The organism is Bradyrhizobium sp. G127, assembly GCF_021502575.1.
Classification (GTDB): Bacteria; Pseudomonadota; Alphaproteobacteria; order Rhizobiales; family Xanthobacteraceae; genus Afipia.
On the sequence record NZ_JAKFGN010000001.1, the window covers coordinates 1,552,962 to 1,578,913 of the forward strand.

Annotated in this window: 26 protein-coding genes; 19 read left to right on the forward strand and 7 right to left on the reverse strand. The window is 62.4% G+C overall.

Annotated features, from left to right (window positions below):
• Nucleotides 1-23: 23 nt before the first annotated feature.
• The 4 genes from LVY71_RS07500 to LVY71_RS07515 form a co-directional block, all read right to left on the reverse strand.
• Nucleotides 24-296 (reverse strand): ribbon-helix-helix domain-containing protein, encoded by a 273-nt coding sequence (locus LVY71_RS07500; RefSeq protein ID WP_235099175.1) that lies wholly within the window; start codon nt 294-296, stop codon nt 24-26.
• Nucleotides 293-481: a DUF4169 family protein gene (locus tag LVY71_RS07505; RefSeq protein ID WP_235099176.1), complete on the reverse strand. Its 189-nt coding sequence runs from the start codon at nt 479-481 to the stop codon at nt 293-295. Before LVY71_RS07505 ends, LVY71_RS07500 begins: the two co-directional genes overlap by 4 nt.
• 255 nt (nt 482-736) lie before the next feature.
• Nucleotides 737-2,140, reverse strand: a complete 1,404-nt coding sequence (gene fumC / locus LVY71_RS07510; RefSeq protein WP_235099177.1) for a class II fumarate hydratase — start codon at nt 2,138-2,140, stop codon at nt 737-739.
• A 157-nt stretch (nt 2,141-2,297) separates the two neighbouring features.
• Complete coding sequence (locus LVY71_RS07515; RefSeq protein WP_235099178.1) at nt 2,298-2,798, reverse strand: SspB family protein; 501 nt, start codon at nt 2,796-2,798, stop codon at nt 2,298-2,300.
• A gap of 411 nt (nt 2,799-3,209) precedes the next feature.
• Between LVY71_RS07515 and LVY71_RS07520 the strand changes: the two genes are divergently transcribed.
• The 11 genes from LVY71_RS07520 (at nt 3,210) to LVY71_RS07570 (ending at nt 13,242) form a co-directional block, all read left to right on the forward strand.
• Nucleotides 3,210-3,812 (forward strand): chromate transporter, encoded by a 603-nt coding sequence (locus LVY71_RS07520; protein ID WP_235099179.1) that lies wholly within the window; start codon nt 3,210-3,212, stop codon nt 3,810-3,812.
• Nucleotides 3,809-4,342, forward strand: a complete 534-nt coding sequence (locus LVY71_RS07525; protein WP_235099180.1) for a chromate transporter — start codon at nt 3,809-3,811, stop codon at nt 4,340-4,342. Before LVY71_RS07520 ends, LVY71_RS07525 begins: the two co-directional genes overlap by 4 nt.
• A 93-nt stretch (nt 4,343-4,435) precedes the next feature.
• Nucleotides 4,436-4,930 (forward strand): tripartite tricarboxylate transporter TctB family protein, encoded by a 495-nt coding sequence (locus LVY71_RS07530; protein ID WP_235099181.1) that lies wholly within the window; start codon nt 4,436-4,438, stop codon nt 4,928-4,930.
• A 7-nt stretch (nt 4,931-4,937) separates the two neighbouring features.
• Nucleotides 4,938-6,452: a tripartite tricarboxylate transporter permease gene (locus LVY71_RS07535; RefSeq protein WP_235099182.1), complete on the forward strand. Its 1,515-nt coding sequence runs from the start codon at nt 4,938-4,940 to the stop codon at nt 6,450-6,452.
• A 140-nt stretch (nt 6,453-6,592) separates the two neighbouring features.
• Nucleotides 6,593-7,579 (forward strand): tripartite tricarboxylate transporter substrate binding protein BugD, encoded by a 987-nt coding sequence (locus LVY71_RS07540; protein ID WP_235099183.1) that lies wholly within the window; start codon nt 6,593-6,595, stop codon nt 7,577-7,579.
• 152 nt (nt 7,580-7,731) lie between these two features.
• Complete coding sequence (locus tag LVY71_RS07545; protein ID WP_235099184.1) at nt 7,732-8,526, forward strand: thymidylate synthase; 795 nt, start codon at nt 7,732-7,734, stop codon at nt 8,524-8,526.
• Nucleotides 8,523-9,059, forward strand: coding sequence for a dihydrofolate reductase (locus tag LVY71_RS07550; RefSeq protein WP_283842510.1), 537 nt, complete (start codon nt 8,523-8,525; stop codon nt 9,057-9,059). The genes LVY71_RS07545 and LVY71_RS07550 overlap by 4 nt, the downstream gene beginning before the upstream one ends.
• A 184-nt stretch (nt 9,060-9,243) precedes the next feature.
• A complete protein-coding gene (gene hflK / locus LVY71_RS07555) occupies nt 9,244-10,386 on the forward strand; it encodes an FtsH protease activity modulator HflK (protein WP_235099185.1) in 1,143 nt (380 codons plus the stop codon).
• Nucleotides 10,383-11,282, forward strand: coding sequence for a protease modulator HflC (gene hflC / locus LVY71_RS07560; protein WP_235099186.1), 900 nt, complete (start codon nt 10,383-10,385; stop codon nt 11,280-11,282). Before hflK ends, hflC begins: the two co-directional genes overlap by 4 nt.
• A 42-nt stretch (nt 11,283-11,324) precedes the next feature.
• Nucleotides 11,325-11,525 (forward strand): DUF2065 domain-containing protein, encoded by a 201-nt coding sequence (locus LVY71_RS07565; RefSeq protein WP_235099187.1) that lies wholly within the window; start codon nt 11,325-11,327, stop codon nt 11,523-11,525.
• Between the two features lie 193 nt (nt 11,526-11,718).
• On the forward strand, nt 11,719-13,242 hold the full coding sequence (locus LVY71_RS07570) for a Do family serine endopeptidase (RefSeq protein WP_235099188.1): 1,524 nt from the start codon (nt 11,719-11,721) through the stop codon (nt 13,240-13,242).
• Between the two features lie 70 nt (nt 13,243-13,312).
• Here LVY71_RS07570 and serB read toward each other — a convergent pair whose 3' ends face one another.
• A complete protein-coding gene (gene serB, locus LVY71_RS07575; protein WP_235099189.1) occupies nt 13,313-14,203 on the reverse strand; it encodes a phosphoserine phosphatase SerB in 891 nt (296 codons plus the stop codon).
• A 9-nt stretch (nt 14,204-14,212) separates the two neighbouring features.
• Here serB and miaA point away from each other — a divergent pair, with 9 nt between their 5' ends.
• The 7 genes from miaA to LVY71_RS07610 all read left to right on the forward strand — a co-directional run bounded on the left by miaA (nt 14,213) and on the right by LVY71_RS07610 (nt 22,500).
• The gene (gene miaA, locus LVY71_RS07580) at nt 14,213-15,187 is read left to right on the forward strand and encodes a tRNA (adenosine(37)-N6)-dimethylallyltransferase MiaA (RefSeq protein ID WP_235099190.1); all 975 of its coding nucleotides are present in this window, start codon (nt 14,213-14,215) and stop codon (nt 15,185-15,187) included.
• Between the two features lie 241 nt (nt 15,188-15,428).
• Nucleotides 15,429-17,207, forward strand: coding sequence for an acetolactate synthase 3 large subunit (locus LVY71_RS07585; RefSeq protein WP_235099191.1), 1,779 nt, complete (start codon nt 15,429-15,431; stop codon nt 17,205-17,207).
• Nucleotides 17,208-17,224: 17 nt separating this feature from the next.
• The gene (ilvN, locus tag LVY71_RS07590; RefSeq protein ID WP_235100047.1) at nt 17,225-17,767 is read left to right on the forward strand and encodes an acetolactate synthase small subunit; all 543 of its coding nucleotides are present in this window, start codon (nt 17,225-17,227) and stop codon (nt 17,765-17,767) included.
• Nucleotides 17,768-17,791: 24 nt separating this feature from the next.
• On the forward strand, nt 17,792-18,670 hold the full coding sequence (locus LVY71_RS07595) for an EamA family transporter (protein WP_235099192.1): 879 nt from the start codon (nt 17,792-17,794) through the stop codon (nt 18,668-18,670).
• Complete coding sequence (locus LVY71_RS07600) at nt 18,667-19,269, forward strand: LysE family translocator (protein ID WP_235099193.1); 603 nt, start codon at nt 18,667-18,669, stop codon at nt 19,267-19,269. The genes LVY71_RS07595 and LVY71_RS07600 overlap by 4 nt, the downstream gene beginning before the upstream one ends.
• A 156-nt stretch (nt 19,270-19,425) precedes the next feature.
• The gene (gene ilvC, locus LVY71_RS07605; protein WP_235099194.1) at nt 19,426-20,445 is read left to right on the forward strand and encodes a ketol-acid reductoisomerase; all 1,020 of its coding nucleotides are present in this window, start codon (nt 19,426-19,428) and stop codon (nt 20,443-20,445) included.
• 318 nt (nt 20,446-20,763) lie between these two features.
• Nucleotides 20,764-22,500, forward strand: a complete 1,737-nt coding sequence (locus LVY71_RS07610) for a sulfatase-like hydrolase/transferase (protein WP_235099195.1) — start codon at nt 20,764-20,766, stop codon at nt 22,498-22,500.
• Here LVY71_RS07610 and LVY71_RS07615 read toward each other — a convergent pair.
• Both LVY71_RS07615 and LVY71_RS07620 read right to left on the reverse strand, forming a co-directional pair.
• Nucleotides 22,497-24,056: an ABC transporter permease/substrate-binding protein gene (locus tag LVY71_RS07615; protein WP_235099196.1), complete on the reverse strand. Its 1,560-nt coding sequence runs from the start codon at nt 24,054-24,056 to the stop codon at nt 22,497-22,499. The genes LVY71_RS07610 and LVY71_RS07615 overlap by 4 nt on opposite strands.
• Complete coding sequence (locus tag LVY71_RS07620) at nt 24,053-24,838, reverse strand: ATP-binding cassette domain-containing protein (protein ID WP_235099197.1); 786 nt, start codon at nt 24,836-24,838, stop codon at nt 24,053-24,055. Before LVY71_RS07620 ends, LVY71_RS07615 begins: the two co-directional genes overlap by 4 nt.
• 117 nt (nt 24,839-24,955) lie before the next feature.
• Between LVY71_RS07620 and LVY71_RS07625 the strand changes: the two genes are divergently transcribed.
• Complete coding sequence (locus LVY71_RS07625) at nt 24,956-25,915, forward strand: polyphosphate kinase 2 family protein (RefSeq protein ID WP_235099198.1); 960 nt, start codon at nt 24,956-24,958, stop codon at nt 25,913-25,915.
• The last annotated feature ends 37 nt before the right edge of the window (nt 25,916-25,952 follow it).

Sequence of the window (25,952 nt, forward strand, 5' to 3'; positions counted from 1 at the left end):
CCGGAAATCATCCGGCACAACAGTTACAGATGGGAGCTTTCCGGCTGCAACCGGGTGCTTCCATTCCCCGCTACAGGCATCGCGCGCGAGCGGAAATAATCCAGCACGAAAAGCCGGATCGCCGAGGAAAGATTCCCCTGCTGGCGGCCGCCGTCGATTTCACCAACCAATTCGGACAAGGTCAGGCTTCTTGCCGAGGCAATTTCCTTCATGCCGTTCCAGAAGGCTTCTTCGAGGCTGACGCTGGTCTTGTGGCCGGCGACGACGATCGAGCGTTTGACGACAGGCGACTTCATGCCGATGTCTCGTCATCGATGCGATGCTGATTCAGAGCGTTGCTGCTGCGCTGCGCATGAAGCTCATCACGCTGGCGCTCGCCCTTGGTGCGGCCGAAGCGAGCGCGGTTGGTGTCCGCCTGCTTCGCTGCATCCTCGCGCGCGATGCGCTTCTTGACTTGCTTCAGGTTGATCAGGTCGCCCATGACGCCTCCATCATTTCAGGACGCTTGCAACGAAGGACGCGAATGTCGAACGTGCTTTCGTTTGTCCTGTTCGGGTCTCGTTGGAGCCGGTCTTTCGATCGGCCCGCACTGCTATTCATTCCCCGCACGCGTGCGAGGCAGGAGTCAGAAAAATTTAGCATGCGATGCAGCGCAGAAGGTAGCCGATCAGCGTAGGACTTTAGGGGTGCGACGACATGTCCTGCGTTACAGCGAGCTAATGTACCCGTTCCTGCACTATCCGGGATGCGTCATCTTGTCTGGCTTCACCAGCCGATCGAACTCATCTGCCGACACCAGGCCAAGACGCACGGCCTCTTCCTTCAGCGTTGTGCCGCGTGCATGAGCAGTCTTTGCAACCTTCGCGGCGTTGTCGTAGCCGATCTTCGGCGCCAGCGCGGTCACCAGCATCAGTGAGCGTTGCATCAGTTCATCGATGCGCTTTTCGTCGGCACGGATGCCGACAACGCAATGCTCGGTGAACGAACGTGCAACGTCCGCCATCAATTGAATCGACTGCAACATGCAGTGCGCCAGCACCGGCTTGTAGACGTTGAGCTCGAAGTGGCCCTGGCTGCCGGCAACCGTGATCGCGGTGTGGTTGCCGAAGATCTGGCAGCACACCATCGTCACCGCTTCGCACTGGGTGGGATTGACCTTGCCCGGCATGATCGATGAGCCCGGCTCGTTTTCGGGCAGGATCAGTTCGCCGAGACCGGAGCGCGGCCCCGAGCCGAGCAGGCGGATGTCGTTGGCGATCTTGAACAGCCCGGTGGCCATCGCGTTGATCGCACCGTGGACGAACACATAGGCGTCGTTTGACGCCAGCGCTTCGAACTTGTTCTGCGCGCTGGTGAACGGCAGCTTGGTCAGCGTCGCGACCTGCCGGGCGAATAGTTTTGCGAAACGCGGCTTTGAATTGAGGCCAGTGCCCACGGCCGTGCCGCCCTGCGCCAACGGATAGAGATCCTTCACGGCGGCGCGTATCCGTGCGATGCCGCTGTCCACCTGCGCGGCATAGCCGGAAAATTCCTGGCCGAGCGTGAGCGGCGTCGCATCCTGGGTGTGGGTGCGGCCGATCTTGACGATTTTTGCGAAAGTCTCTTCTTTCTGGCGCAGCGCCTTCAGCAATTCGGTCAAGGCGGGCAGCAGGTCGTGGGTGATGCGCTCGGCGGCGGCGATATGCATCGCGGTCGGAAACGAGTCATTGGATGACTGGCTCATGTTGACGTGATCGTTGGGATGCACCGGCTTCTTGGTGCCCGGTTCGCCGCCGAGCAGTTCGCTGGCGCGGTTGGCGATCACCTCGTTGAGGTTCATGTTGGATTGCGTGCCGGAGCCGGTCTGCCAGACCACCAGCGGGAAATTGTCGTCGAGCTGTCCGTCGATGACTTCGCGGGCGGCACGAACAATAGCGCGCGCGCGGCGCTGGTCGAGCAGGCCGAGTTCGAGATTGGTCTGCGCCGAAGCCAGCTTGACCATGGCGAGTCCGCGGACGATCGGCATGGGCATCCGCTCGTTGCCGATCCTGAAATTGTGCTTCGAGCGCTCGGTCTGCGCGCCCCAGTAGCGGTCGGCCGGCACTTCGATCGGTCCGAACGTGTCGGTTTCGGTGCGCGTGGTTTTCTTCGGTGCGGCCATGATGCTTTCCGGTATGTTGCGGGACGGCGAAGTGTAGGACTTCACGCATAACGCACGCAACCGCCGCGCGTTGCCGCTTCAAGAGAAGCGCCGCCGGAATTTTAGAAGGCTTCAAGATGACGTGATGCGATTGCCGCTACGACCGGCATTCGCCGGATTATTTCTTGCGGAAACGGTCGAGCCGCACGACTTCGGCGCCTTCGCCCTGCTTGGCCGGCTCGTCGCTGGTTTCTGCCGGCGCGTCCGATGCAGCCGCGACGGGCAGCGTCTCGACTACAGGGGCTGCTTCCACGGCCGCTTCATCGTTCGGCTCGAACTGCAATCCGAACTGCACCGACGGATCGAAGAAGCTTTTGATCGAGCTGAACGGAATGACGAGACGCTCCGGAATTCCGTTAAAGGACAGGCCGACTTCGAAGCGGTCGTCGGTCACCACCAGATCCCAGAACTGGTGCTGCAGGATGACGGTCATTTCCTGCGGATATTGCGACAGCAGGCGGGGGGAGATTTTCACCCCGTCGGCATTTGACAGGAACGTGATGTAGAAATGGTGCTCGCCGGGAAGCCCATGCTCCGCCGCGTCCGCGAGTACATGCTTCAACACGCCGCGCAGCGCGTCACGCGCGAGGACATCGTAACGGATGTGGTCGGTCGTCATCATGTCGTCCTGTAGAAAATGGCCAGTCGAGGAGCGGTTAAGCCGTAACTCACGCCTGCGGGAGGAACGTTCCGACTCGCGGTTCGATCCATGCTACTCCGTCATGGCCCGCAGGTCAGCATCGGTGCCTTGCAGATCGCAGAAATTCTCGCGACCGGCAATGCATTCGCCGGATAAATTCAATGCAGCACGGTGAAAGTGGAGGCTTTTATTGTCAGGTGCCTCCGGCCCCCGGCGAACAGGCCCCTCAATATAGGGGTAATCTCCAGCGGCAAAAGGCTGCGGTTCCTTGCGTGCAGGGCGCTCGGCGGTCAGGAATGCAGTGCGGATAAGCTGCGATTTGCGCCCAGCGCATGCGGGGAAGTTCGGAATATCGGTTGGCCCCGGCCGAGCCGCATTCTACATCGGGCCATGCCTCCGGACACTGCTCCCGCGATTTCCCAAACACCCGATGTGGCGACGCCGGAACGGCCCGGATTGCTGGAACTGTTCGTGGCGTTCGCCAAGATGTCGCTGGCGGGTTTCGGCGGCGTGCTGGTGTGGGCGCGGCGGGCCATTGTCGACCAGCACCGCTGGATGACGGCGGAGGAATTCAACGAAGCCTTTGCGCTCTGTCATTTTCTGCCCGGTCCCAACATCGTCAACCTGTCCGTCGTGTTCGGCGGCCGCTTTCGCGGCATCCCCGGCAGCATCGCCGCTTTTCTCGGCCTGGTTGGGCCGCCGGTGGTGATTGTCATGGTGCTGGCCGCGATCTATGCGCGCTATGGCGAGATTCCGGCGTTGCAGCGGACGCTGGCCGGGGTGTCCTGCGCGGCGGTCGGGCTTTTCCTTGCGGTCACCGCGCGGATGATGGTGCCGCTGCTGAAGAAGCGCGATCCGGTCGCTCTTGCGCTACTGGGTGCTGTTTTCGTCGCCATCGGATTGCTGCGGCTGCCGCTGGTGCCGGTTCTCCTCACCGCGATCCCGCTCAGCCTCGCACTGACCTTTGCGGTGTGGCGGAGGCCGTCAGCATGAACTCGCCCGCAGGAGTGCTGCTGACGCTGGCGTGGACCTTTGGCCTGATGTCGTTGCTCGCCATCGGCGGGGCCAACTCGACAATTCCGGAAATGCATCGCGTCGCCGTCGACGTGCAGCACTGGCTGTCGGATTCGCAGTTCGCCGACATGTTCGCGATCTCGCAATTGTCGCCGGGACCGAACGTGCTGATCGTGACACTGATCGGCTATCACGTAGCCGGCATCGCAGGGGCGCTGGTGGCGACATTTGCCATGTGCGGCCCTTCTGCAGCGTTTGCTTACTTCGTCAGCAACATGCTGACGCGATCGAGCCATTCGATATGGCCGGCGATCCTTCAGGCCGCGCTGGTTCCCGTATCAATCGGCCTGATGTGCGCCAGCGGTCTTATTCTCACATTAACCTCAGACCGCACGTGGACCGCGGCGGTCCTGACCCTCGGAGCAGCCGCGCTGGCGCTCGCAACCCGTCTGAACCCGTTGTGGATGCTGGTTACGGGCGGCATTCTCGGTTTTGCTGGCGTCGTTTGACGAAAATCGATAAGCAAAAGGGGAGTATCGGGGTCATCCCCCGGACTGCAAGAACAGACCGGGCAGAAGCCCGTGACGTGGGGGACGACGACGATGAGTGAAGCGCCAGGCAGCGCTGCGGAGAAATCCGTGCGGGGGGTTATCAAGGGACCACAGGATTTTTACGGCGGGCTGGCCCTGATGGGGATCGCGCTGTTCGCTCTGTGGGCATCCAGCGATCTTCAAGGCATGCGGGGATTCTCGTTTGGCCCGGGCACCGCGCCGCGGATGTTCGCCTATCTTCTTTTGGCGCTCGGCGCCGGCGTGGCGGTGACCGGATTTCTGGTGGATGGTCCGCCACTGCAACGCTATGGCATTCGCGGTCCCGTCTTCGTGACGCTGGCGATTCTGGCCTTCGCGGTCGCCATCCGCCCGCTGGGCTTGGTCGTCTCCGCGTTCGGGGCCTTCATCATCGCTGCGATGGGGAGCGAGGAGACGCGGTGGAAGGAGACCATCATCGTCGGGATTTGCCTGACGATCGGCTGCGCCCTGCTGTTCCCATATGCGCTCGGGCTGCCGCTCGATCTCTTCCCTCGCATTCTGCGCTGAGGCCGTCATGGAAGTTTTCTCAAATCTCGCGCTCGGCTTCGGCGTTGCGTTCTCGCCCATCAATCTCGGTCTCTGTCTGATCGGCGCGCTGGTCGGCACGCTGGTCGGCGTGCTGCCGGGCATCGGCACCATCGCCACGGTGGCCATGCTGCTGCCGATCACTTTTGGTCTTCCTCCCGTCGGCGCGCTCATCATGCTCGCCGGCATTTATTACGGCGCGCAATATGGCGGCTCGACCACGTCGATCCTGGTCAACATTCCGGGTGAGGCGGGGTCGGTAGTTACAGCGCTCGATGGCTTCCAGATGGCCAAGCAGGGCCGCGCCGGCCCGGCGCTGGCGATCGCCGCCATCGGTTCGTTCTTCGCGGGCTGCGTCGCCACCTTTTTGATCGCGCTGCTCGGTGCGCCGCTGACCAAACTCGCGCTGGCATTCGGGCCTGCTGAATATTTCTCGCTGATGGTGCTCGGCCTGATCTTCGCGGTCGTTCTGGCGAAAGGCTCCGTGCTTAAAGCCATCGCGATGATCGCCTTCGGTGTACTGCTGTCGATGGTCGGCTCCGATATTGAGACCGGCGCCTCGCGCATGTCGTTCAACGTTCCGGAACTGGCTGACGGTCTCGGCTTTGCGACGGTTGCGATGGGCCTGTTCGGATTCGCCGAGATCATTCGCAATCTCGATCACGGCGCGGCGATGGACCGGGAACTGGTGCAGCAGAAGATCTCCGGACTGATGCCGACCAGGAAGGATCTGAAGGATTCAACACCGGCCATTCTGCGCGGCACGGTGCTGGGATCGATTCTCGGCATCCTGCCCGGCGGCGGCGCGGTCATCGCGTCGTTCGCGGCCTATACTTTCGAGAAGAAAATCTCGAAACATCCGCAACGTTTCGGTCGCGGCGCCATCGAAGGCGTCGCCGCGCCTGAAAGCGCCAACAATGCCGCGGCGCAGACCTCCTTTATTCCGCTGCTGACGCTCGGCATTCCGCCCAACGCGGTGATGGCGCTGATGGTGGGCGCGATGACCATTCACGGCATCGTGCCGGGACCGCAGGTGATGCAGAAGCAGCCCGAACTGGTCTGGGGCATGATCGCCTCGATGTGGATCGGCAATCTGATGCTGCTGGTCATCAACCTGCCGCTGGTCGGCATCTGGGTGCGGTTGCTGAGGGTGCCGTATCGCCTGCTGTTCCCCTGCATCGTCGTCTTCTGTGCCATCGGCATTTACTCGGTGAACAACGCTCCGATGGACGTGGTGCTGACCGCGGCCTTCGGTCTTGTCGGCTACTGGCTGGTGAAGCACGATTTCGAACCGGCACCGTTGCTGCTCGGCATGGTGCTGGGGCCGCTAATGGAGGAGAACCTCCGCCGCGCCCTGCTGATCTCGCGCGGCGACTGGACCGTCTTCCTGACCCGGCCGCTGTCGGCCAGCCTGATGGCGATCGCCGCCTTCCTGCTGATCCTCGCGTTGCTGCCATCGCTGCGCAAGAAGCGCGACGAGGTCTTCGTCGAGTCGGAGAATTGAGGTATTGAGGTGCGGCGTTGCGCCGCGCCTCTTTGCTCCCCATTGGTAGCAAGTTGAATGGACTCGCCCCGGTCGGTGATGTTGAGACTGGCCGGGCAGGGGCCATCGGTCCCCAATTAACGACATTCGGGAGGACGTTAATGAATTTTCTCAAGCGTATGCTCGCGACCTGCGGGCTTTCCGCACTGGCCGCGGCGGGTGTGGCCGCCCCATCCGCCCAGGCGCAGGACTATCCGACGCGCAACATCACGATGATCGTTCCGTTCGCGGCGGGCGGCCCGACCGACGTCATCGCGCGTATCGTGACCGGTCATATGCAGCAGACGCTGGGGCAGACCATCATCATCGAAAACGTCGTCGGCGCCGGTGGCACCACGGCCTCCACGCGCGCCGCAAAGGCGACGCCGGACGGCTACACCCTGATCACTGGCCATATGGGCACCCACGCCGCATCGGTGCCGCTGTATCCGAAGCTGGCCTATCATCCTTCAAAGGACTTCGAGGCCGTGGGACTGATCGCCGGCACGCCGATCCTCATCCTTGCGCGCAAGGATTTCCCGCCGAAGGATCTCAAGGAGTTCGTGGCTTACCTCAAGGCCAACACCGACAAGCTCAATGAGGCCCATGCGGGCGTCGGCTCGGTGTCCTACTCATCGTGCCAGCTTCTGGACTCGGTGCTGAAGATCAACCCGACCGGCGTTCCGTTCAACGGCACCGGCCCGGCGATGAACGCACTGGTCGGCGGACAGGTCGATTACATGTGCGACCAGATCGTCAACGCCGTTCCCCAGGTCAAGGGCGGCACCATCAAGGCTTATGCTGTGGCAACGCCTGAGCGCAATCCGTCGCTGCCTGACGTGCCGACCACGGCGGAAGCCGGTCTGCCTGAGTACCAGGCGCAGGCTTGGAATGCGATCTTCGCGCCGAAGGGCACGCCAGCTCCGATCGTCGCCAAGCTCAATGCTGCGCTGGTCAAGGCGCTGGACGACGAAGGCGTCCGCAAGCGGCTGCTCGACCTCGGCAGCGTGATCCCGAAGTCTGCCGAGCGCACGCCGGAATCGCTGAAGACGCTGGTCGACAGTGAAATCACCAAGTGGTCAGGCGTGCTGAAGCCGCTCTCCAACTGAGATTCGGCTGAAATAACCTGAGTTTGGCAAGGGCGGGACGCAGGTTCCGCCCTTGTCGTTGGGCCATCGAAGCCTCATTTTTTGGGTATAATTGCCTGCCGGGAATCAGATCGCCGCAGACGCGAACCCAGGCGCGGGGCTAGATAGAACCCATGAACCAGTATCACGACCTGCTAGAGCGTATTCTCAGCGACGGCGCGGAAAAGACCGACCGCACCGGCACCGGGACGCTGTCCGTGTTCGGCCACCAGATGCGGTTCAATCTGGCGTCGGGCTTCCCGATGCTGACCACCAAGAAGCTGCCGCTGAAATCCATCATCTACGAACTGCTCTGGTTCCTGAAGGGCGACACCAACGTGCGCTATCTCCAGGAGCACAAGGTGACAATCTGGGACGAATGGGCGGACGCCAACGGCGATCTTGGCCCGGTTTACGGGTCGCAGTGGCGTTCGTGGCCTGCACCGGACGGCCGCCACATCGATCAGATTTCAAACGTGATCGAGATGATCCGCAAGAATCCGGATTCGCGCCGCCTGATCGTGAGCGCGTGGAATCCGGCCGACGTCGACAAGATGGCGCTGCCGCCGTGTCACTGCCTGTTCCAGTTCTATGTCGCCAACGGGAAGCTGTCGTGCCAGCTTTATCAGCGCTCGGCGGATGTGTTTCTCGGCGTGCCGTTCAACATTGCATCTTACGCGCTGCTCACCATGATGGTGGCGCAGGTCACCGGATTGAAGCCCGGCGACTTCGTGCATTCGTTCGGCGACGCGCATCTTTACTCGAACCATATCGAGCAGGCGCGGCTGCAACTGACGCGCCTGACGCGGCCGCTGCCGACCATGACCATCAATCCCGCGGTGAAGGATATTTTCGCGTTCCGCTACGAGGATTTCAAACTCGAGAACTACGACCCGCATCCGCACATCAAGGCCGAGGTCGCGGTTTGAACGCGCTGCCGTCCGCGCCGTCATTTCCACAAATCGTTTTCGTCGTTGCCGTTGCGGAGAACGGCGTGATCGGTCGCGACAATGCGATGCCCTGGCATCTCAAATCCGATCTCAAGCGCTTCAAGGCGATCACGCTTAACCGGCCGGTGATCATGGGTCGCAAGACTTTCGCTTCCATCGGGCGGCCGCTGCCGGGGCGCACCAATATTGTCGTTACCCGCGACAAGATGTTTCAGGTACCGGGTGTTGTCGTCGCACCTTCACTGGAAGCCGCGCACGACATCGCGCGCGGCGATGCGCTGCGGCGTTTCGTCACTGAGATCATGGTGATCGGCGGCGCCGATATTTTTGCGCAATGGTTGAAAAAGGCTGATCGGCTTGAGATCACCGAGGTGCACGACAAGCCCGACGGCGACACGTTTCTCAAGCCGTTTGCCCCTGCGGAATGGGAAGAAGTCGCCCGCACGCGCCATTCAAAGGCGGAAGCCGATACGGCGGATTTTTCCTACGTCACATACAAGCGGCATAGTTAAAAACGCGCGTCACATCTTGCCGCAGACCTTGGCATTAACTGCGATCAGCGATGTTTGCATTGACAAATCTGCCCCGCGCCATAGCTCTCCAAAGCCGGTGTCCTGCGTTGTAAGGATCGGGCGCGTCCCCTATAAGGCCTGTTGAGTTTGCGGAGCGCGAGCTTCCGCGCGGAGGAGATTGACGATGCCGTGGAAGAATCAAGGCGGAGGCCCCTGGGGCTCCGGCCCGAAAGGCCCCTGGGGTTCCGGCCCGCAGTCATCCGGACCGAGGCCGCCTGATCTGGAAGATCTTCTGCGCCGCGGACAGGACAAGTTACAGACCATGCTGCCGGGAGGAAACTTCAGCGGCGTCGGTATCGCGCTGGTCCTCGTGGCTGCGCTGGCAATCTGGGGTCTGTCCGGATTCTTCCGTGTGCAGTCCGAAGAACTCGGCGTGGTGCTTCGCTTCGGTAAGCACGTCCGCACCGTGCAGCCCGGCCTGAACTATCATCTGCCGTATCCGATCGAGACCGTGCTGCTGCCGAAGGCGCTGCGCGTCTCGACGCTGAGCATCGGCATGCGCGTCGTCGACGACTCGCGCCGCGGTGGCACCACCACCATTCGCGACGTGCCCGAGGAAAGCCTGATGCTGACCGGCGACGAGAACATCGTCGATGTCGACTTCACCGTGCTGTGGCGCATCAAGCCTGACGGCGTCGGCGATTACCTGTTCAATATCCAGAATCCGGAGGGCACAGTGAAGGCGGTCGCCGAAAGCGCGATGCGCGACGTGATCGGCCGTTCCAACATCCAGCCGATCCTCACCGGCGCGCGCACTACGACGGAAGCCGCGGTTCTCGAACTGATGCAGAAGACGCTCGATAGCTACGGTTCCGGCATTCTCATCCAGCAGGTGCAGATGCAGAAGGTCGATCCGCCGCAGCAGGTCATCGATGCGTTCCGCGACGTGCAGGCGGCCCGCGCCGATCTGGAGCGATTGCAGAACGAAGCCCAGACCTACGCCAACCGTGTCGTTCCCGACGCGCGAGGGCGCGCCGCGCAGATCCTGCAGGTTGCGGAAGGCTACAAGGAACAGGCGGTGGCCGAAGCCAAGGGCCAGAGCGCGCGCTTCCTCAAGGTCTATGACGAATACAAGAAGGCGCCAGATGTCACGCGCGAACGCATCTATCTGGAAACGATGGAGCGTGTTCTCGGCGGCGCCGACAAGCTCGTGCTCGACCAGGGCGCGAACGGATCGGGGCCGGGCGTGGTGCCCTACCTGCCGCTCAATGAAATCGGACGCCGCACGCCGCCGGCTGCGCCACAACAGGGCGGGAGCAACCGATGAAAAACGGTATCGCAGGGATCGTCTCTCTCTTCATTCTGCTGGTCGCGATCGTAGTCGGCTACAGCTCCGTGTTCACCGTCAGCCAGACCGAACAGGTTCTGCTGGTGCGGCTCGGTGAGCCGGTGCGCGTGGTCACTGAACCTGGCCTGAACTTCAAGGTGCCGTTCATCGACACGGTGATCAGCATCGACAAGCGCATTCTCGATCTTGAAAATCCGGCGCAGGAAGTGATCGCGTCCGACCAGAAGCGTCTCGTGGTGGACGCGTTCGCGCGCTATCGCATCAAGGACCCGCTGCGGTTCTATCAGACACTGGGTTCGATCCAGGCCGCCAACATCCAGCTCACTACGCTGCTGAACGCGTCGCTGCGGCGCGTGCTTGGCGAGGTGACGTTCATCAACGTGGTGCGCGACGAGCGCGACGTGCTGATGAGCCGGATCCAGAAGCAGCTCGATCGGGAAACCGCGAGCTATGGCATCGCGGTGATCGACGTGCGCATCCGCCGCGCCGATCTGCCCGAGCAGAACAGCCAGGCGGTCTATCAGCGCATGCAGACCGAACGTCAGCGGGAAGCCGCCGAGTTCCGCGCGCAAGGCGGGCAGAAGGCGCAGGAAATCCGCTCGCGCGCCGACCGCGAGGCCACCGTCATCATCGCCGATGCCAATTCGCAAGCCGACCAGGTCCGCGGCGAGGGCGACGGCGAGCGCAACCGGCTGTTCGCGGAAGCCTATGGCAAGGACGCGGATTTCTTCGCGTTCTATCGCTCGATGTCGGCCTATGAAAACAGCATGAAGGGCGGCGACACGCGCTTCCTGCTGCGGCCGGACTCCGAGTTCTTTCGCTACTTCGCCAATCCGACGGGCAAGCCGCCTGCCGCGGCCGGTGCCGCGCGTTAGTATGCGGCGTAAAGAGGACGATCTGACGGGAGCCGTTGTCGCATGAGGTCGATTGGATACGGCGATCTCCTGGTTGGAGTCGGAATGGTGCTGGTGCTGGAGGGATTGCTGTTTACGGCGATTCCGAACTGGATGCGTTCGGCGATGAAAAGTGCGCTGTCTTCGCCGGACAACATCCTGCGCGCGGTCGGCCTGACCTCCGCGGTGGTCGGGCTGATCCTGATCTGGCTGGTGCGCCACTAGCTTCTCTTCTGCTAAAAGGACGGCTGGAATTATGCGCCGGTCTGACGCCGTTGTGACGGATAAAGCCGGGTTTTCGCCGCAATCGGTGCGTTGATCGCTGGAAACACGCCAGTTGGCGGTGCTTGCGCACGCCTCCTTTTCGGGCGCACATTAGAGCCTCATGATCCGGTCCTTTTCAGGAGAGTTTTCGACCATGTCCGATGCGTTCCAAGCATTGAGCCGCCGTGTGTTGCCGCTGGCCGCGATTGTCGGCTTCGCCCTCGTTGCGACGCCGGCGCTGGCGCGCGGACCGGACGGCATCGCCGACGTCGCGGAGAAGGTGATCGACGCGGTGGTTAACATTTCCACGTCGCAGACCGTCGAGGCCAAGAAGGGCGACGATAACGACAGTGACAAGGGCGGCGACAATCGCGGCAACAGACGCGGGGCCACTCCGCAACTGCCGCCTGACTCACCGTTTAGCGAATTCTTCGACGAGTTCTTCAAGAACCGGCGTGGCGGTCCTGGCGGCGGCAACTCGCCGCGCAAGGTCAACTCGCTCGGCTCCGGCTTTATCATCGATACCGACGGCACCGTGGTGACCAACAATCACGTCATCGCCGATGCCGACGAGGTGAACGTCATTCTGAACGACGGAACCAAGATCAGGGCCGAGGTGATCGGCAAGGACAAGAAGAGCGATCTTGCCGTCCTGAAGTTCACGCCCCCCGAAAAGAAGATCACGGCCGTGAAGTTCGGCAATTCTGACAACGTGCGCCTCGGCGAATGGGTGATCGCCATCGGCAATCCGTTCAGCCTTGGCGGCACGGTGACGGCCGGCATCGTCTCGGCGCGCAACCGCGACATCAACTCCGGCCCGTACGACAACTACATCCAGACCGATGCGGCGATCAATCGCGGCAACTCCGGCGGCCCGCTGTTCAATCTCGACGGCGAAGTCATCGGCGTGAACACCGCGATCATCTCGCCGTCGGGCGGTTCCATCGGTATCGGTTTCGCGGTGCCATCCAAGACCGTGATGGCGGTGGTCGATCAGCTGCGCCAGTTCAAGGAAGTGCGGCGCGGCTGGCTCGGCGTCCGTATCCAGCAGGTGACGGATGAAATCGGTGAAAGCCTCAACATTAAGCCGGTGCGCGGCGCGCTGATCGCAGGCGTTGACGACAAGGGCCCGGCCAGGCCCGCCGGCATCGAACCCGGCGACGTGGTCGTGAAGTTCGACGGCAAGGACATCAAGGAGATGAAAGATCTTCCCCGCGCCGTCGCAGACTCGCCGGTCGGCAAGGCGGTGGATGTCGTGATCATCCGCAAGGGCAAGGAAGAAACCCGCAAGGTCACGCTCGGCCGTCTCGACGACGGCGAAAAGCCGGTCGAGGCGTCCGCCAAGACCACGGCCCCGGTTGAGGCCGAGAAACCGGTGACGCAGAAGGCGCTGGGGCTCGATCTTGCCGGTCTCAGCAAGGATCTGCGCACGCGCTACAAGATCAAGGACAGTGTCAAGGGCGTGATCGTCACCGGCGTCGAGACCGGTTCCGATGCGGCCGAGAAGCGCCTCAGCGCCGGCGACGTCATCGTCGAGGTTGCGCAGGAAGCGGTGACCAACGCGGCCGACGTCAAGAAGCGCATCGACCAGTTGAAGAAGGACGGCAAGAAGTCCGTGCTGCTTCTGGTGTCGAACGGCGATGGCGAAGTGCGGTTCGTCGCGCTGGCGGTGAAGTAGGCGGCTCGGTTAGCGAAATCCGCTTCACATGAAATGTTGTCCCCGCGAAGGCGGGGACGACGCGTAAGCGTTACGCCGCGAACTCATCGCGCCGATAGCCCTGCGCATAGAGCAAGGCTGTGAGATCGCCGTGATCGATCCGTGCGCCGGCCGCGGCGGCGACCGCCGGCTTGGCGTGATAGGCGACGCCGAGGCCCGCCTTCTCGATCATGCCGAGATCGTTGGCGCCGTCGCCGACCACCAGCGCATCCAGATTGTCGAGGTCGAAGGATTCCCGCAGGTCGAACAGTGTGGCGAGTTTTGCTTCGCGCCCCAGGATGGGCTCGGCAACTTTCCCCGTCAGTTTGCCGTCTTCGACCAATAATGTGTTGGCGCGGTTCTCCTGAAACCCGATCATTGCGGCGACGGCTTTCGTGAACAGCGTAAAGCCGCCCGAGACGAGACAGGTGTAGGCGCCGTGCGCCCGCATGGTGCGGACCAGTTCAGGTCCGCCCGGCGTCAGCGTGATGCGGCTCTTGAGGACTTCATCCACCACGGTGACGGGCAGATTCCTGAGCAGCGCCACGCGCTCGCGCAGCGCCGGCTCGAATTCCACCTCGCCGCGCATCGCGCGCTCGGTGATCGCGGCGACATGCGCCTTGAGGCCTGCGAAATCGGCCAGTTCGTCGATACACTCTTGGCCGATCATGGTGGAGTCCATGTCCGCGAGCAGCAGCTTCTTGCGCCGGTCGAGATATGGCTGCACCACGACATCGACGCGAATGCCATCCATCGCCTCGCGCAGGCGATCCGAAATTGTGCGAATGTCGTCGTTGCTGCTAAAGCGGATGTCGGCGGCAATGCCTTCGAACAGCCAGTCGGCGTGCTCCGGCGACGGCAGCGCGGAACGCGCGGCGTCGATCGCGGTGGAGTCGAGTTCTGGCTCGGCGGGGTTGCAGATCAGCGTAGCGACAAGAGACATGACGGCTCGATGTTGGACAATGACGTGAAGCGGATGCAGGCGGTGCTTATCGCAGGGCCGACGGCCAGCGGCAAGTCGGCGCTGGCGCTGGCTCTTGCAGAAGTGACCGGCGGGATTGTCATCAATACCGACTCGATGCAGGTCTATCGCGACCTGCGTGTGCTGACTGCGCGGCCGACGCCGGACGAGGTGGCGCGCGCGCCGCACCGGCTGTACGGCTATTGCGATGCTGCGGTGAATTGTTCGGCGGGCTCGTGGGTCGCGGATGCGGCTTTGGTGCTGGCCGAGGCGAGGGCGGCAAACCGGCTGCCGATTTTCATCGGTGGTACGGGTCTCTACTTCAAGGCGCTGACGCGCGGATTGTCGGCGGTGCCGCCGATCCCGCAGGAGGTGCGCGACGATGTTCGTGCGCGGCTCGAACGCGATGGCGTGGAAGCGCTGCACGCCGAACTGGCCCGGCGCGATCCTGTATCGGGCGAAAAGCTCAAGCCGCGCGATAGCGCGCGTGTCGCGCGGGCGCTGGAGGTCATCGAGGCGACCGGGCGCGCATTGCCGGACTGGCACCGTGATGGACTGCCGCCGTTGCTGGAGCCGGAAGGCGTCAGGGCATTGTTCCTCGCGCCGGATCGAAAGGAACTTTATGCGCGCATCAATGCCCGGTTTGAGGCCATGCTTGAAAATGGCGCATTGGAAGAGGTCGCAGTGCTGGCGGCGCGCAAGCTCGATCCGATGCTGCCGGCGATGAAGGCGCATGGCGTGCCGGCGCTGATCCGCCATCTGGCGGGCGAGATCACGCTGGAAGAGGCGGCCGAGATCGGCCAGACCGACACCCGGCATTACGCCAAGCGGCAGTTCACCTGGTTCAGGCACCAGTTGCCGGAGTTCGAATGGGTCGCGCCCGACGCCGCGTGGGCGTGGCTCACCCATGCACTTTCGCTCTCGCTGAAAGCGGCGGAACCGGTTAGTCTCGGAAAACCGGCATAGGCTTGACTTTCGGCATCGGAGCCGTATAACCCGCGCAACCTTTGGAAACTCGTAGCCCGATTATGCGCAATAAAGTTACCAACCTCCTTATTACCGTCGTACCCTGGCGCACCGCTGGGGGTAGCTGACTGCTACCCACGACAAAGCGGTGTGCGAAGGGTCCTCTCGGGCCCTTTTTTGTTTTCTGACCCTGACCCAACACTTCGACTAGATCTGCGTGACAAGCGCCCCGGAGCGAACCATGAGCGACAGCAAGGCCCACGATCCCAACCAGATGACCGGCGCGGCGATGATCGTGCGCGCGCTTGCCGATCACGGGGTCAAGCACATCTTCGGCTATCCAGGCGGGGCGGTGCTTCCGATCTATGACGAGATTTTCCAGCAGAGCGACGTCGAGCATATTCTGGTGCGCCACGAGCAGGGTGCCGGCCACGCCGCGGAGGGCTATGCGCGCTCCACCGGCCAGCCGGGCGTGGTGCTGGTGACGTCGGGTCCCGGCGCGACCAACATGGTGACGCCACTGACCGACGCGCTGATGGATTCGATTCCGCTGGTCTGCATCACCGGGCAGGTGCCGACGCATCTGATCGGCAATGACGCGTTCCAGGAATGCGACACCGTCGGCATCACGAGGCCCTGCACCAAGCACAACTGGCTGGTGCGCGACGTCAACGATCTGGCCAAGGTGCTGCATGAGGCGTTCTATGTCGCGACCACCGGCCGTCCCGGTCCCGTGGTGGTGGATGTGCCGAAAGATGTGCAATTCGCCACCGGCACCTATCATCCGCCGCGCAAGTCGGACGTGCACATTTCATACAACCCCCGCGTGAAGGGCGATGCCGCGCAGATCCGCAGGGCCGTGGCCCTGATGGCGTCGGCCAAGCGCCCAGTGATCTACAGCGGCGGCGGTGTGATCAATTCCGGCGCGGAAGCCTCCAAGCTGCTGCGTGAACTGGTGGAGATCACCGGCTTTCCGATCACCTCCACCCTAATGGGCCTCGGCGCCTATCCGGCGTCGGGCAAGAACTGGCTTGGCATGCTGGGCATGCACGGCACCTACGAAGCCAACATGGCGATGCACGACTGCGACGTCATGCTCTGCGTCGGCGCGCGTTTCGATGATCGCATCACCGGCCGCACCGATGCGTTCTCGCCGAACTCGAAGAAGATCCACATCGACATCGATCCGTCGTCGATCAACAAGAACATCCGCGTCGACGTGCCAATCATCGGCGACGTCGCCAATGTGCTTGGCGATATCCTCACCGTGTTCAAGGCGGAAGCGCAGAAGCCGAAGATCGATCCGTGGTGGTTCGAGATCGGCCGCTGGCGCTCGCGCAATTCGCTGGCTTACAAGAAGAACGACGACATCATTCTTCCGCAGTATGCGATTCAGCGCCTGTTCGAACTGACGAAGGGCCACGACACCTACATCACGACGGAAGTCGGCCAGCATCAGATGTGGGCGGCGCAGTTCTTCGGCTTCGACCAGCCGCACCGCTGGATGACGTCGGGCGGTCTCGGCACCATGGGCTACGGCCTCCCGGCCGCGCTCGGCGTGCAGGTGGCGCATCCGGACAGTCTCGTGATCGACATCGCGGGCGACGCCTCGGTGCAGATGACCATGCAGGAGATGTCGACGGCGGTTCAGTACGAACTGCCGATCAAGATATTCATCCTGAACAACCAGTACATGGGCATGGTGCGCCAGTGGCAGCAATTGCTGCACGGCAACCGGCTGTCGCATTCCTACTCCGAGGCGCTGCCGGATTTCGTCAAGCTGGCCGATGCGTTCGGCTGCATCGGTCTTCAGGTCATCAAGCCCGGCGATCTCGACGGCGCGATCAATGAAATGATCAAGGTGAGGAAGCCGGTGCTGTTCGATTGCCGTGTCGCGGCGCTGGAGAATTGCTTCCCGATGATCCCGTCGGGCAAGGCGCATAATGAAATGCTGCTTCCTGCGGAAGCGAACGATGAAGCAACCGCGGCGGCGTTCGCCGGCGGCAAGGCGCTGGTGTGATCATGAAAGCAGAAGCAATGGAACAGCCCGCATCCGCCTACTTCATGGAGGAGCGTCACGATCCGAACGAGACCCACACCCTATCGGTGCTTGTGCAGAACGAACCTGGCGTGCTGGCGCGCGTGATCGGCCTGTTTTCCGGCCGCGGTTACAACATCGACAGTCTCACGGTGTCGGAAACCGAGCACGCCAAGCACATGTCGCGCATCACCATTGTCACGACCGGAACGCCGATGGTGATCCAGCAGATCAAGCATCAGCTCGATCGCATGATCCCCGTTTATCGCGTGGTGGACATGACGCTGACCAGCCGCTCCATCGAGCGCGAACTGGCAATGGTCAAGGTCAAGAGCACCGGCGACCAGCGCATCGAGGCGATGCGGCTCGCGGAGGCGTTCCGGGCGCGCGTCATCGACGCCACCAATGAGAGCTTCGTGTTCGAGATCACAGGCGGCACCTCGAAGATCGATCAGTTCGTCAATCTTATGGTGCCGCTCGGGCTTGTCGAAGTGTCGCGCACCGGTGTTGCCGCCATCTCTCGCGGTTCGGACGGGATGTGAGTTCGGCGTGCTGATTGAATCGACATGAAGCCCAGCGATATTGCTCTTGCTACCGGGGTCGCGGTGATCTGGGGTCTCGCATTCGTCGTGAGCAAGATCGGCCTGCGGGAGCTTTCTCCGGCGATGATCTGCGCGCTTCGTTTCGTGGTGGCGGCGATCCCGTGTCTATTCGTGCCAAAACCTAAAATCGCATGGTCGCTTTTGATCGCGATCGGCCTCTCGCTGTTCCTGGCCCAGTTCCTTGCGCAGAACTACGGGCTCGCGCATGGCGTGCCACCGGGACTGATGAGCGTTATCGTCCAGATGCAGGCGTTGTTCACGGTAGCCCTTGCGGCGTTCGTTCTCGGCGAATGGCCGACGCGCGCGCAGATCATTGGTCTGGGGATCGCGATGGTCGGGCTCACAATGATTTGCGGTACGGTCGGTTACGACTTCAGTGTCCAGACTTTCGCCCTGAGCATGGTTTCGCCGGTGGCTTTTGCCATCGGCAACCTGCTGCTTCGCCGCACTGGCGATGTGAAGATGTTCGATCTGACGGCGTGGCTCAGCATCGTTCCACCATTGCCGTTGCTGGTGCTTGCATTCGCCACAGAAGGGGCGGGGCCTGCCATGCATTCGCTGCTCAATGTGTCCTGGGCAGGCATCGCCTGCATCCTCTTCCTGGGTATCGTCTCGACGAGCGCAGCCTACGGAGCGTGGGGGCATCTGCTCCGCAACTACACCGCCGCGCAGGTGGTGCCGTTCGCGCTGCTGGTGCCGTTCACGGCTGCACTCTCGTCGTCGATCGTGTTCGGCGAGACGTTCGGGCCAATGCGTCTTGGCGGCATGATGATCGTCGTTGCGGGCATCGCGGTGATGCTGCTGCTTGGCCGCACCCGCGCCGTGCCGAAGATAGCATCATGATCTCGCAGCAACTTGCCATTGCGTTCATCGTCTTCGCCGCCGCGACGCTGTTCACGCCGGGGCCGAACAACATCATGCTGATGGCGTCGGGGCTGAACTACGGATTCCGGCGGACGCTGCCGCATGTCGCCGGCGTCACTATCGGGTTCTCGTTTCTGGTGGCCGTGATCGGATTAGGTCTTGGTGCGGTGTTCGCGGCCTATCCCGTGCTGCACACCATCCTGAAATACGCCGGTGCGGCCTATCTGGTCTATCTCGCCATCGTGATCGCGATGTCAGGACCTTCCGACGCCGGTGATGAAGGCGAGGGGAGGCCGATGACGTTCCTCGGCGCCGCCATGTTCCAGTGGGTCAACGTCAAGGGCTGGGTGATTGCGGTCGGCGCGGTCACCGCATATGCAGCCATTGCCGCCTATCCGCTGAACATCGCGACGCTGTCGGTCCTCTTGTTCGTAATCGGGCTGGGCTCGTCACTGACCTGGGTGCTGCTCGGCACCTCGTTGCAGCCGCTGGTGAAGTCGCCCCGCTCGGTCCGCATCTTCAACATCGTCATGGCCGTGCTTTTGCTGGCTTCGCTTTACCCCGTTCTGAAGGAGTAACCGCCGCGCTGCACTGCAGAAATGGAGATCGCGGGCTTGTCTCGCGGCACCAGCCGCCCTAGAAACCGGCGGCAATTCATCCGGGTCCGGTAGACCTGAATCATCTAGAAAATGATTGAACTGGCCAATCGGGGCCGCCTGAGAAGGAAAACGAAAATGCGTGTTTATTACGATCGCGATGCCGACCTGAACCTGATCAAGGGTAAGAAGGTTGTCATCATCGGTTACGGCAGCCAGGGCCATGCCCACGCGCTGAACCTGAAGGACTCCGGCGTCAAGGATGTCGCGATCGCGCTCCGCAAAGGTTCCGCGACGGCCAAGAAGGCCGAAGCCGCAGGCTTCAAGGTGATGGAAGTTGCCGAGGCCGCCAAGTGGGCCGACGTCATGATGATGCTGACGCCCGACGAATTACAGGGCGACATCTATCGCGATCATCTGCACGACAACATGAAGCAAGGCGCGGCGCTGCTGTTCGCTCACGGCCTCAATGTGCACTTCAACCTGATCGACCCGCGTGCCGATCTCGACGTGCTGATGGTCGCGCCGAAGGGCCCCGGCCACACCGTGCGTTCGGAATATCAGCGCGGCGGCGGCGTGCCCTGCCTGATTGCGATCAGCAAGGACTCATCCGGCAACGCCCATGACCTCGGCCTGTCCTATGCGTCGGCGATTGGTGGCGGCCGTGCCGGCATCATCGAGACGACCTTCAAGGAAGAGTGCGAGACCGACCTGTTCGGCGAACAGGCCGTGCTTTGCGGCGGCACCGTCGAATTGATCCGCGCCGGCTACGAGACGCTGGTGGAAGCCGGCTACGCGCCGGAGATGGCCTACTTCGAGTGCCTGCACGAACTGAAGCTGATCGTCGACCTGATCTATGAAGGCGGCATCGCCAACATGAACTACTCGATCTCCAACACCGCCGAATACGGCGAATACGTCACCGGCCCGCGCATCATCACCGCCGAGACCAAGGCCGAGATGAAGCGCGTCCTGAACGACATTCAGTCCGGCAAGTTCACCCGCGACTGGATGCTGGAAAACAAGGTCAACCAGGCCTCCTTCAAGGCGACCCGCGCGCGCGCCAATGCGCACGAGATCGAGGCCGTCGGCGCCAAGCTGCGCGACATGATGCCGTGGATCAAGAAGGGCGCCCTGGTCGACAAGACCAAGAACTGATTTCCTGCTTTTAAGCTGTTGTGGGCCGGCCGCCGCGAGGGGGCCGGCCCTGCTTTTTGGCCCGTCCTGAACGTTCTCTGAACGCCGAATTCACCAAGAAAAATATGCCGCAGCCGCATCGCTTGCGGCGGCGTGACGGTTTCGTTACAGTTTTGTGACACGTTGCGGTTGCCGGCCGCGCGGTTGCCTCCTGGTCATCTCCAGCAAGGCGTCAGAGCCGGGTGTGTTCGCGTCAAAGGCCATGTTGCCGCCGTTCATATCGTTTTCCGCAAGTGCCGCACCGCGCGGCCGCTGCGTCTCGTCATAACGGGCCGCGTCATGTCACTCGCCGCGACATCGATCCAGGATCCCGGCAGACTTCGCCTTTTGTTGAAGCGTCTTGGCGAGAGCGGGCGGCTGTGGCGCTTGCGTGTCGTGCTGATCGCGGCAATGCATCTCACCGCGGTTTATGTGCTGGCCTCGGTCGAATACGGCCCGTTCGCAAATACGGTGGCGCTGCTGACATGGGCGCTGCTGAATTTCATGTGGCTGATCGTGCTGCGCCGCCCGGGCATTGCGGCTGCGCTGTCGCTGGCTCTGGTCGTGATCCTGATCACGCTGTCGCAGTTCAAGTACGGGATCACGCAGCTCACGCTGACGTTTCTGGATTTTCTCATTATCGACCGCGACACGTTTTCGTTCCTGCATTCGATCTTCCCGCAGCTCAAGTCGCAGGCCATCGTGTTTGCCGCCGTCGGCGTGCCGGTGATGTGGCTGATCTGGCGGGCGGACCCGTTCCGGATTCGCCGCAAGGTGTCTGCATCCGGCGCGGCCGCTTGCGTCGCTCTAATCGCCGCGCTGTCGGTTGCCTATCCGGAACAGCCATGGGAACCGTTCCAGGGCGTCAACCACATCTCCAATCTCGCGCGGTCCGGCGTGGTATCGGTGTCGCATCTGACCTCGACGGGCTGGATCGAGGCCGATCCTCCAAATTTGATCGGATCGGCCCAGGCCACGCCGCTGGCGCAATGCGAGCCGGGCAAGAAGCGGCCGAACATCGTCATGGTGCTGGATGAATCGAGCTTTGACATCAGCGCCGCGCCCGGGATCAAGGTGCCGGAGAATTACCGCGACTTCTTCAAGTCCGGCGACGGGCGGCAGCGTTCGTTTGTGGCGGAATCCGCCGGCGGACCCACCTGGTACACCGAGTTCAACGTACTCACCGGCCTGTCGGCGCGGTCGTTCGGCGCGCTTAAGTTCTACGTGACGCGGATCGCGGCGGGGAAGATTTCGCGCGGGTTGCCGCAGGCTCTGGAGCGCTGCGGCTACCGCACGTTCTCGCTGTATCCGACCTATGGTGATTTTCTAAGCGCCCGCAGCTTCCAGACCTCCGCCGGGATCGGCAACTTCATCGACATGGCCGGCATGGGTGTCAGCGAGGACATGCAGCCCGACAGGTTCTATTTCGATCAGGCGTTGCAACTGATCGCGCGCGAGAAGAAGGCCGAACAGCCGATGTTCATGTTCGTGTATCTCACGGCCAATCATTTCCCATGGACAACGAGCTACCGGCCGGACCTGACGCCCGCAGGATGGACCGCGCCCGGCAACACGCCGGAGGTTGACGAGTACATCCGACGTCAGGCGATGACGGTCGCGGATTACACCAGCTTCGTGGAGCGGCTGAAGGCCGATCACCCGGACGAGCCGTTCCTGCTGGTGCGGTTCGGCGACCATCAGCCGGCGATCTCGCAGAAACTGATTGAGCCAAAACTGCCGCAGGCGAAGCTGGCCGACCGCATCATGACCCACGATCCACGCTATTACAAAACCTACTACGCGATCGAGGCGCTGAACTACAAGCCGGACATGTCATCGGCGCTGGAGACGCTGGACGCCGCCTATCTGCCGATCGCGATTCAGGAGGCGGCACGCATTCCTCTCGATCCGACCTTCGCCGAGCAGAAGAAGATCATGCTCCGCTGCCGGGGCGCATTCTATGCCTGCAAGGACGGCGCCGAAGTCAGGCGCTTCAACCGCCTGCTGATCGACGCCGGTTTCGTGAAGAATCTTTAGCGCTTTCCGATTTTCTCCCACAGCCACCGCGCCACCGCGTCCGGCGAACTCGCGCTGTCATTGTCGGCGGCGCGCAGGTTGGCCGCGCGCATCGTCGCGATGTTGATGCTGCCGAGCATCGGCTGCAACGCCTCGCGCAGCTTTGCATCATCGGCGCGCTTCGGTGCGATCAGAACGACAGCGTCGTAGGGCGGGATCGCCGTTTTCGTATCCTCCAGCACAACTAGATCGTATTTCGCGATCAGCCTGTCACTGGTGTAGCCCGCGATGACGTCGACCTCGCCGGAAGCGACCGCTGCATACATGAAGTCCGGCTGCATCTGCCGCTGCTGGCGGAAGGACAGGTCGTAGGCCTGCCTGATTGACGCCCACTCGGGGCGGGAGAAGAATTCGTAATCGCCTGCAATCGACATCGAGCCGGCAAGCCGCGCGAGATCGGCGATGGTGCGGATGCCCAGCGCTTCGGCCCGCTTGCGCGGCATCACCAGAGCGTAGGCATTCTCGAAGCCGAGTTCGCCGAGCAGGGTGATCCGGTATTTGTCTTTCAGTGTTGTCTTCAGGCCGTCGAGCAGCTTGGCGCGCGGCTCGATCTCGCGCTTGAACTGGCTGACCCACAGCGTCCCGGAATAATCGACATAGACATCGATGTCGTTGGCGGCAAGCGCCTCGAAGATCACGGCGGAGCCGAGGCCTTCGCGCGGGCTGGCGGATAGCCCCGCCGCCTGCAATCGCTGGGCGATCAGCGACGACAGGATGTATTGTTCGGTAAAGGTCTTGGCGCCGACGACATAGCTTGTCTTGGCGCGGGCCATGAACGGCATCAGCGTCGCCGCGATCAGCGCAACGAGCCCGAGGCAACCGAGAACGATGCGAGTGCGGCTGTGCCGTCGCACGCCGGTCTCGATCAGGGCCAGCAGTTGGTCGACCGCGAGCGCTAGTGCGGCCGCAGCGGCGCAGCCGAACAGCACGAACACCCAGTTCTGCGTCTGCAAACCGGCGAAGATATAATTGCCGAGGCTGGTCTGGCCGATCGGTGTCGACAGCGTCGCGGTGCCGATCACCCAGACGGCCGCCGTCCTGATGCCTGCCATGATGACCGGCAGCGCCAGCGGAAACTCGACCATCAGCAGAGACTGCCGCGCCGTCATGCCGACGCCTTCGGCGGCCTCCATGATCGCGGGATCGATGCCCTGCAATCCGGTGATGGTGTTCCGCAGGACGGGAAGCATGCTGTAGAGCGCGAGAGCCAGCACGGCCGGCAGGAAGCCGAACGCTGAGAAGCCGGTGCCGAACCATTGCACCGACAATCCGGCCAGCGCCAGAAGCAGCGGATAGAACAGCGCCAGCAACGCGAGGCCCGGCACCGTCTGCACGATACTGGCGATGCCGAGCACGATGTCGCGCAGCACCGGCTTTCGCCGCACGATCAAGGCCAGCGGAAAGCTAATGACGAGACCGAGCGCCAGCGCGGTGAGACTCACGCGGACATGATTGCCGAGATAGTCGGGCAGGCGGGTCAGCGCATCGCTCCAGCGCGGATCGGAGACGAAATTCATGCGTCATCCATCGGCAGCAATTGCCGCAACCGTTCCGCCTGCCGCCGCGGGGTGTTGAGCAGTTCGCCGACATAGGCGTCGGTGCTTTTCGAGAGTTCCTGCGCCGAACCTTGCGCGATCAAACGCCCGCCGTGCATCACGGCGACACGATCCGCCAGCAGCAATGCTTCCGCCATGTCGTGGGTGATCATGACCGTGGTCAGACCGAGGCTTCGATGCAGCGCGCGGTAGTCCTCGCCGAGGGCGTCGCGGGTGATCGGATCGAGCGCGCCGAAAGGCTCGTCCATCAGCACGATCTTCGGCTTCGCCGCCAGCGCCCGCGCCACGCCGACGCGCTGGCGCTGGCCGCCGGAGAGTTCGTGCGGAAACCGGTCGCGATGGCGGCGCTCCAGCCGCACCAGATCGATCAGTTCATCGACCCGCGCGGAAATCTCCTGCGAAGGGGTGCTGAGCAGCCGCGGCGTGATGCCGATATTGCCCGCGACCGTCATGTGCGGAAACAGTCCGCCGCTCTGGAAGACGTAGCCGATGCTCCGGCGCAGCCTGATCGGGTCGATGTTGCGCACGTCATCACCATGGACACGCACGGTGCCGCTGTCGGGCGCGATCAGGCGATTGGCCAGCTGCAGCAGTGTGGTCTTGCCGGAGCCGGAACCGCCGACCACGGCGAGAAATTCACCGGCGGCGACACGCAGCGATACATCATCGAGAGCTTTGGCGCGGCCTTGCTCGAAGCTCTTGCCGACGTTTTCATAGGCGATGGAGGGCGCGGCGCTGGTCATTCCATTATGATGAACTATCGGCATGGACCTGTCGACGGCTTGCTGTATTGAGGGCGCGCTCTAGCGAAGTGACGCGCCGGAGTGTAGCTTCCCGCGATCAACGGGAGCGTCCACATCATGGCGAAGAGCGGCAAGACATCGCAGCAGCAGCAAGCGAAGCAGTTGAGATCCTATGTGGAGCCGTTTCGCATCGACGGATCGAAGGAGTTTCATCTCAAGTCGCACAAGCCTGGCGAGAAAGGCGATCTCGACAAGGAGGCCGCGAACAAGATCATCGAGGCCAATCGCGGACGGTTGCACGAATTGCAGGAAAAGCTTTACGCCCACGACCGCTGGTCCGTGCTGCTGATCTTTCAGGGCATGGACGCCTCGGGAAAGGACAGCGCGGTCGAGCATGTCATGTCGGGGATCAATCCGCAGGGCTGTCAGGTGTTCTCGTTCAAGCAGCCGACGTCGAAGGAGCTCGACCACGATTTCATGTGGCGCTCCTCCGTCAGCTTGCCGGAGCGCGGACGCATCGGCATCTTCAACCGTTCCTATTATGAAGAATTGCTGGTGGTCCGGGTGCATCCCGAGATTCTGGCGCAGCAGCGGATTCCGCCGGAACTGGTGACCAAAGATATCTGGCGCGAACGCTTCGAGGATATTACGGCATTCGAGAAATATCTCGCCCGCAACGGCACGCTGATCCTGAAGTTCTTTCTCAATGTCTCGAAGGAAGAACAGCGCCAGCGCTTTCTTGAGCGTCTCGACGACCCGTCGAAGAACTGGAAGTTCTCACTGGGCGATATCGCCGAGCGCAAACTGTGGGACAAGTATCATGCGGCCTATCAGGATCTGATCCGCAATACCTCGGCAAAGCATGCGCCGTGGCATGTGGTGCCGGCCGATCACAAATGGTTCGCGCGGGTGGTGATCAGCTCGACGATCGTCAGCGCAATGGAAAAGCTCGATCTGCGCTTCCCCGAGGTGGACAAGAGCGACACCGGCAACGTGAAGAAGGCAAAGGCGGCGCTGGAGAAGGAGGGGCGCGATGCGGTCCGCGTATCCAAATTGAAAGAGCAAGACGAGAGCTGAGCAGAACGTCTAATTGGAGGACAAATAGGCGCCGATA

Bases quoted from the DNA above. Each gene is read 5' to 3' on its own strand.
- miaA (WP_235099190.1), top strand. From the start codon at position 14,213: ATGTTGGACAATGACGTGAAGCGGATGCAGGCGGTGCTTATCGCAGGG.
- LVY71_RS07505 (WP_235099176.1), bottom strand. From the start codon at position 481: ATGGGCGACCTGATCAACCTGAAGCAAGTCAAGAAGCGCATCGCGCGC.
- ilvC (WP_235099194.1), top strand. From the start codon at position 19,426: ATGCGTGTTTATTACGATCGCGATGCCGACCTGAACCTGATCAAGGGT.
- LVY71_RS07565 (WP_235099187.1), top strand. From the start codon at position 11,325: ATGAGGTCGATTGGATACGGCGATCTCCTGGTTGGAGTCGGAATGGTG.
- LVY71_RS07525 (WP_235099180.1), top strand. From the start codon at position 3,809: ATGAACTCGCCCGCAGGAGTGCTGCTGACGCTGGCGTGGACCTTTGGC.
- LVY71_RS07620 (WP_235099197.1), bottom strand. From the start codon at position 24,838: ATGACCAGCGCCGCGCCCTCCATCGCCTATGAAAACGTCGGCAAGAGC.
- LVY71_RS07595 (WP_235099192.1), top strand. From the start codon at position 17,792: ATGAAGCCCAGCGATATTGCTCTTGCTACCGGGGTCGCGGTGATCTGG.
- LVY71_RS07545 (WP_235099184.1), top strand. From the start codon at position 7,732: ATGAACCAGTATCACGACCTGCTAGAGCGTATTCTCAGCGACGGCGCG.
- LVY71_RS07500 (WP_235099175.1), bottom strand. From the start codon at position 296: ATGAAGTCGCCTGTCGTCAAACGCTCGATCGTCGTCGCCGGCCACAAG.
- LVY71_RS07570 (WP_235099188.1), top strand. From the start codon at position 11,719: ATGTCCGATGCGTTCCAAGCATTGAGCCGCCGTGTGTTGCCGCTGGCC.
- LVY71_RS07515 (WP_235099178.1), bottom strand. From the start codon at position 2,798: ATGACGACCGACCACATCCGTTACGATGTCCTCGCGCGTGACGCGCTG.
- fumC (WP_235099177.1), bottom strand. From the start codon at position 2,140: ATGGCCGCACCGAAGAAAACCACGCGCACCGAAACCGACACGTTCGGA.
- LVY71_RS07520 (WP_235099179.1), top strand. From the start codon at position 3,210: ATGCCTCCGGACACTGCTCCCGCGATTTCCCAAACACCCGATGTGGCG.
- hflK (WP_235099185.1), top strand. From the start codon at position 9,244: ATGCCGTGGAAGAATCAAGGCGGAGGCCCCTGGGGCTCCGGCCCGAAA.
- LVY71_RS07530 (WP_235099181.1), top strand. From the start codon at position 4,436: ATGAGTGAAGCGCCAGGCAGCGCTGCGGAGAAATCCGTGCGGGGGGTT.
- LVY71_RS07540 (WP_235099183.1), top strand. From the start codon at position 6,593: ATGAATTTTCTCAAGCGTATGCTCGCGACCTGCGGGCTTTCCGCACTG.
- LVY71_RS07600 (WP_235099193.1), top strand. From the start codon at position 18,667: ATGATCTCGCAGCAACTTGCCATTGCGTTCATCGTCTTCGCCGCCGCG.
- ilvN (WP_235100047.1), top strand. From the start codon at position 17,225: ATGGAACAGCCCGCATCCGCCTACTTCATGGAGGAGCGTCACGATCCG.
- LVY71_RS07535 (WP_235099182.1), top strand. From the start codon at position 4,938: ATGGAAGTTTTCTCAAATCTCGCGCTCGGCTTCGGCGTTGCGTTCTCG.
- LVY71_RS07625 (WP_235099198.1), top strand. From the start codon at position 24,956: ATGGCGAAGAGCGGCAAGACATCGCAGCAGCAGCAAGCGAAGCAGTTG.
- LVY71_RS07585 (WP_235099191.1), top strand. From the start codon at position 15,429: ATGAGCGACAGCAAGGCCCACGATCCCAACCAGATGACCGGCGCGGCG.
- LVY71_RS07610 (WP_235099195.1), top strand. From the start codon at position 20,764: ATGTCACTCGCCGCGACATCGATCCAGGATCCCGGCAGACTTCGCCTT.
- hflC (WP_235099186.1), top strand. From the start codon at position 10,383: ATGAAAAACGGTATCGCAGGGATCGTCTCTCTCTTCATTCTGCTGGTC.
- serB (WP_235099189.1), bottom strand. From the start codon at position 14,203: ATGTCTCTTGTCGCTACGCTGATCTGCAACCCCGCCGAGCCAGAACTC.
- LVY71_RS07615 (WP_235099196.1), bottom strand. From the start codon at position 24,056: ATGAATTTCGTCTCCGATCCGCGCTGGAGCGATGCGCTGACCCGCCTG.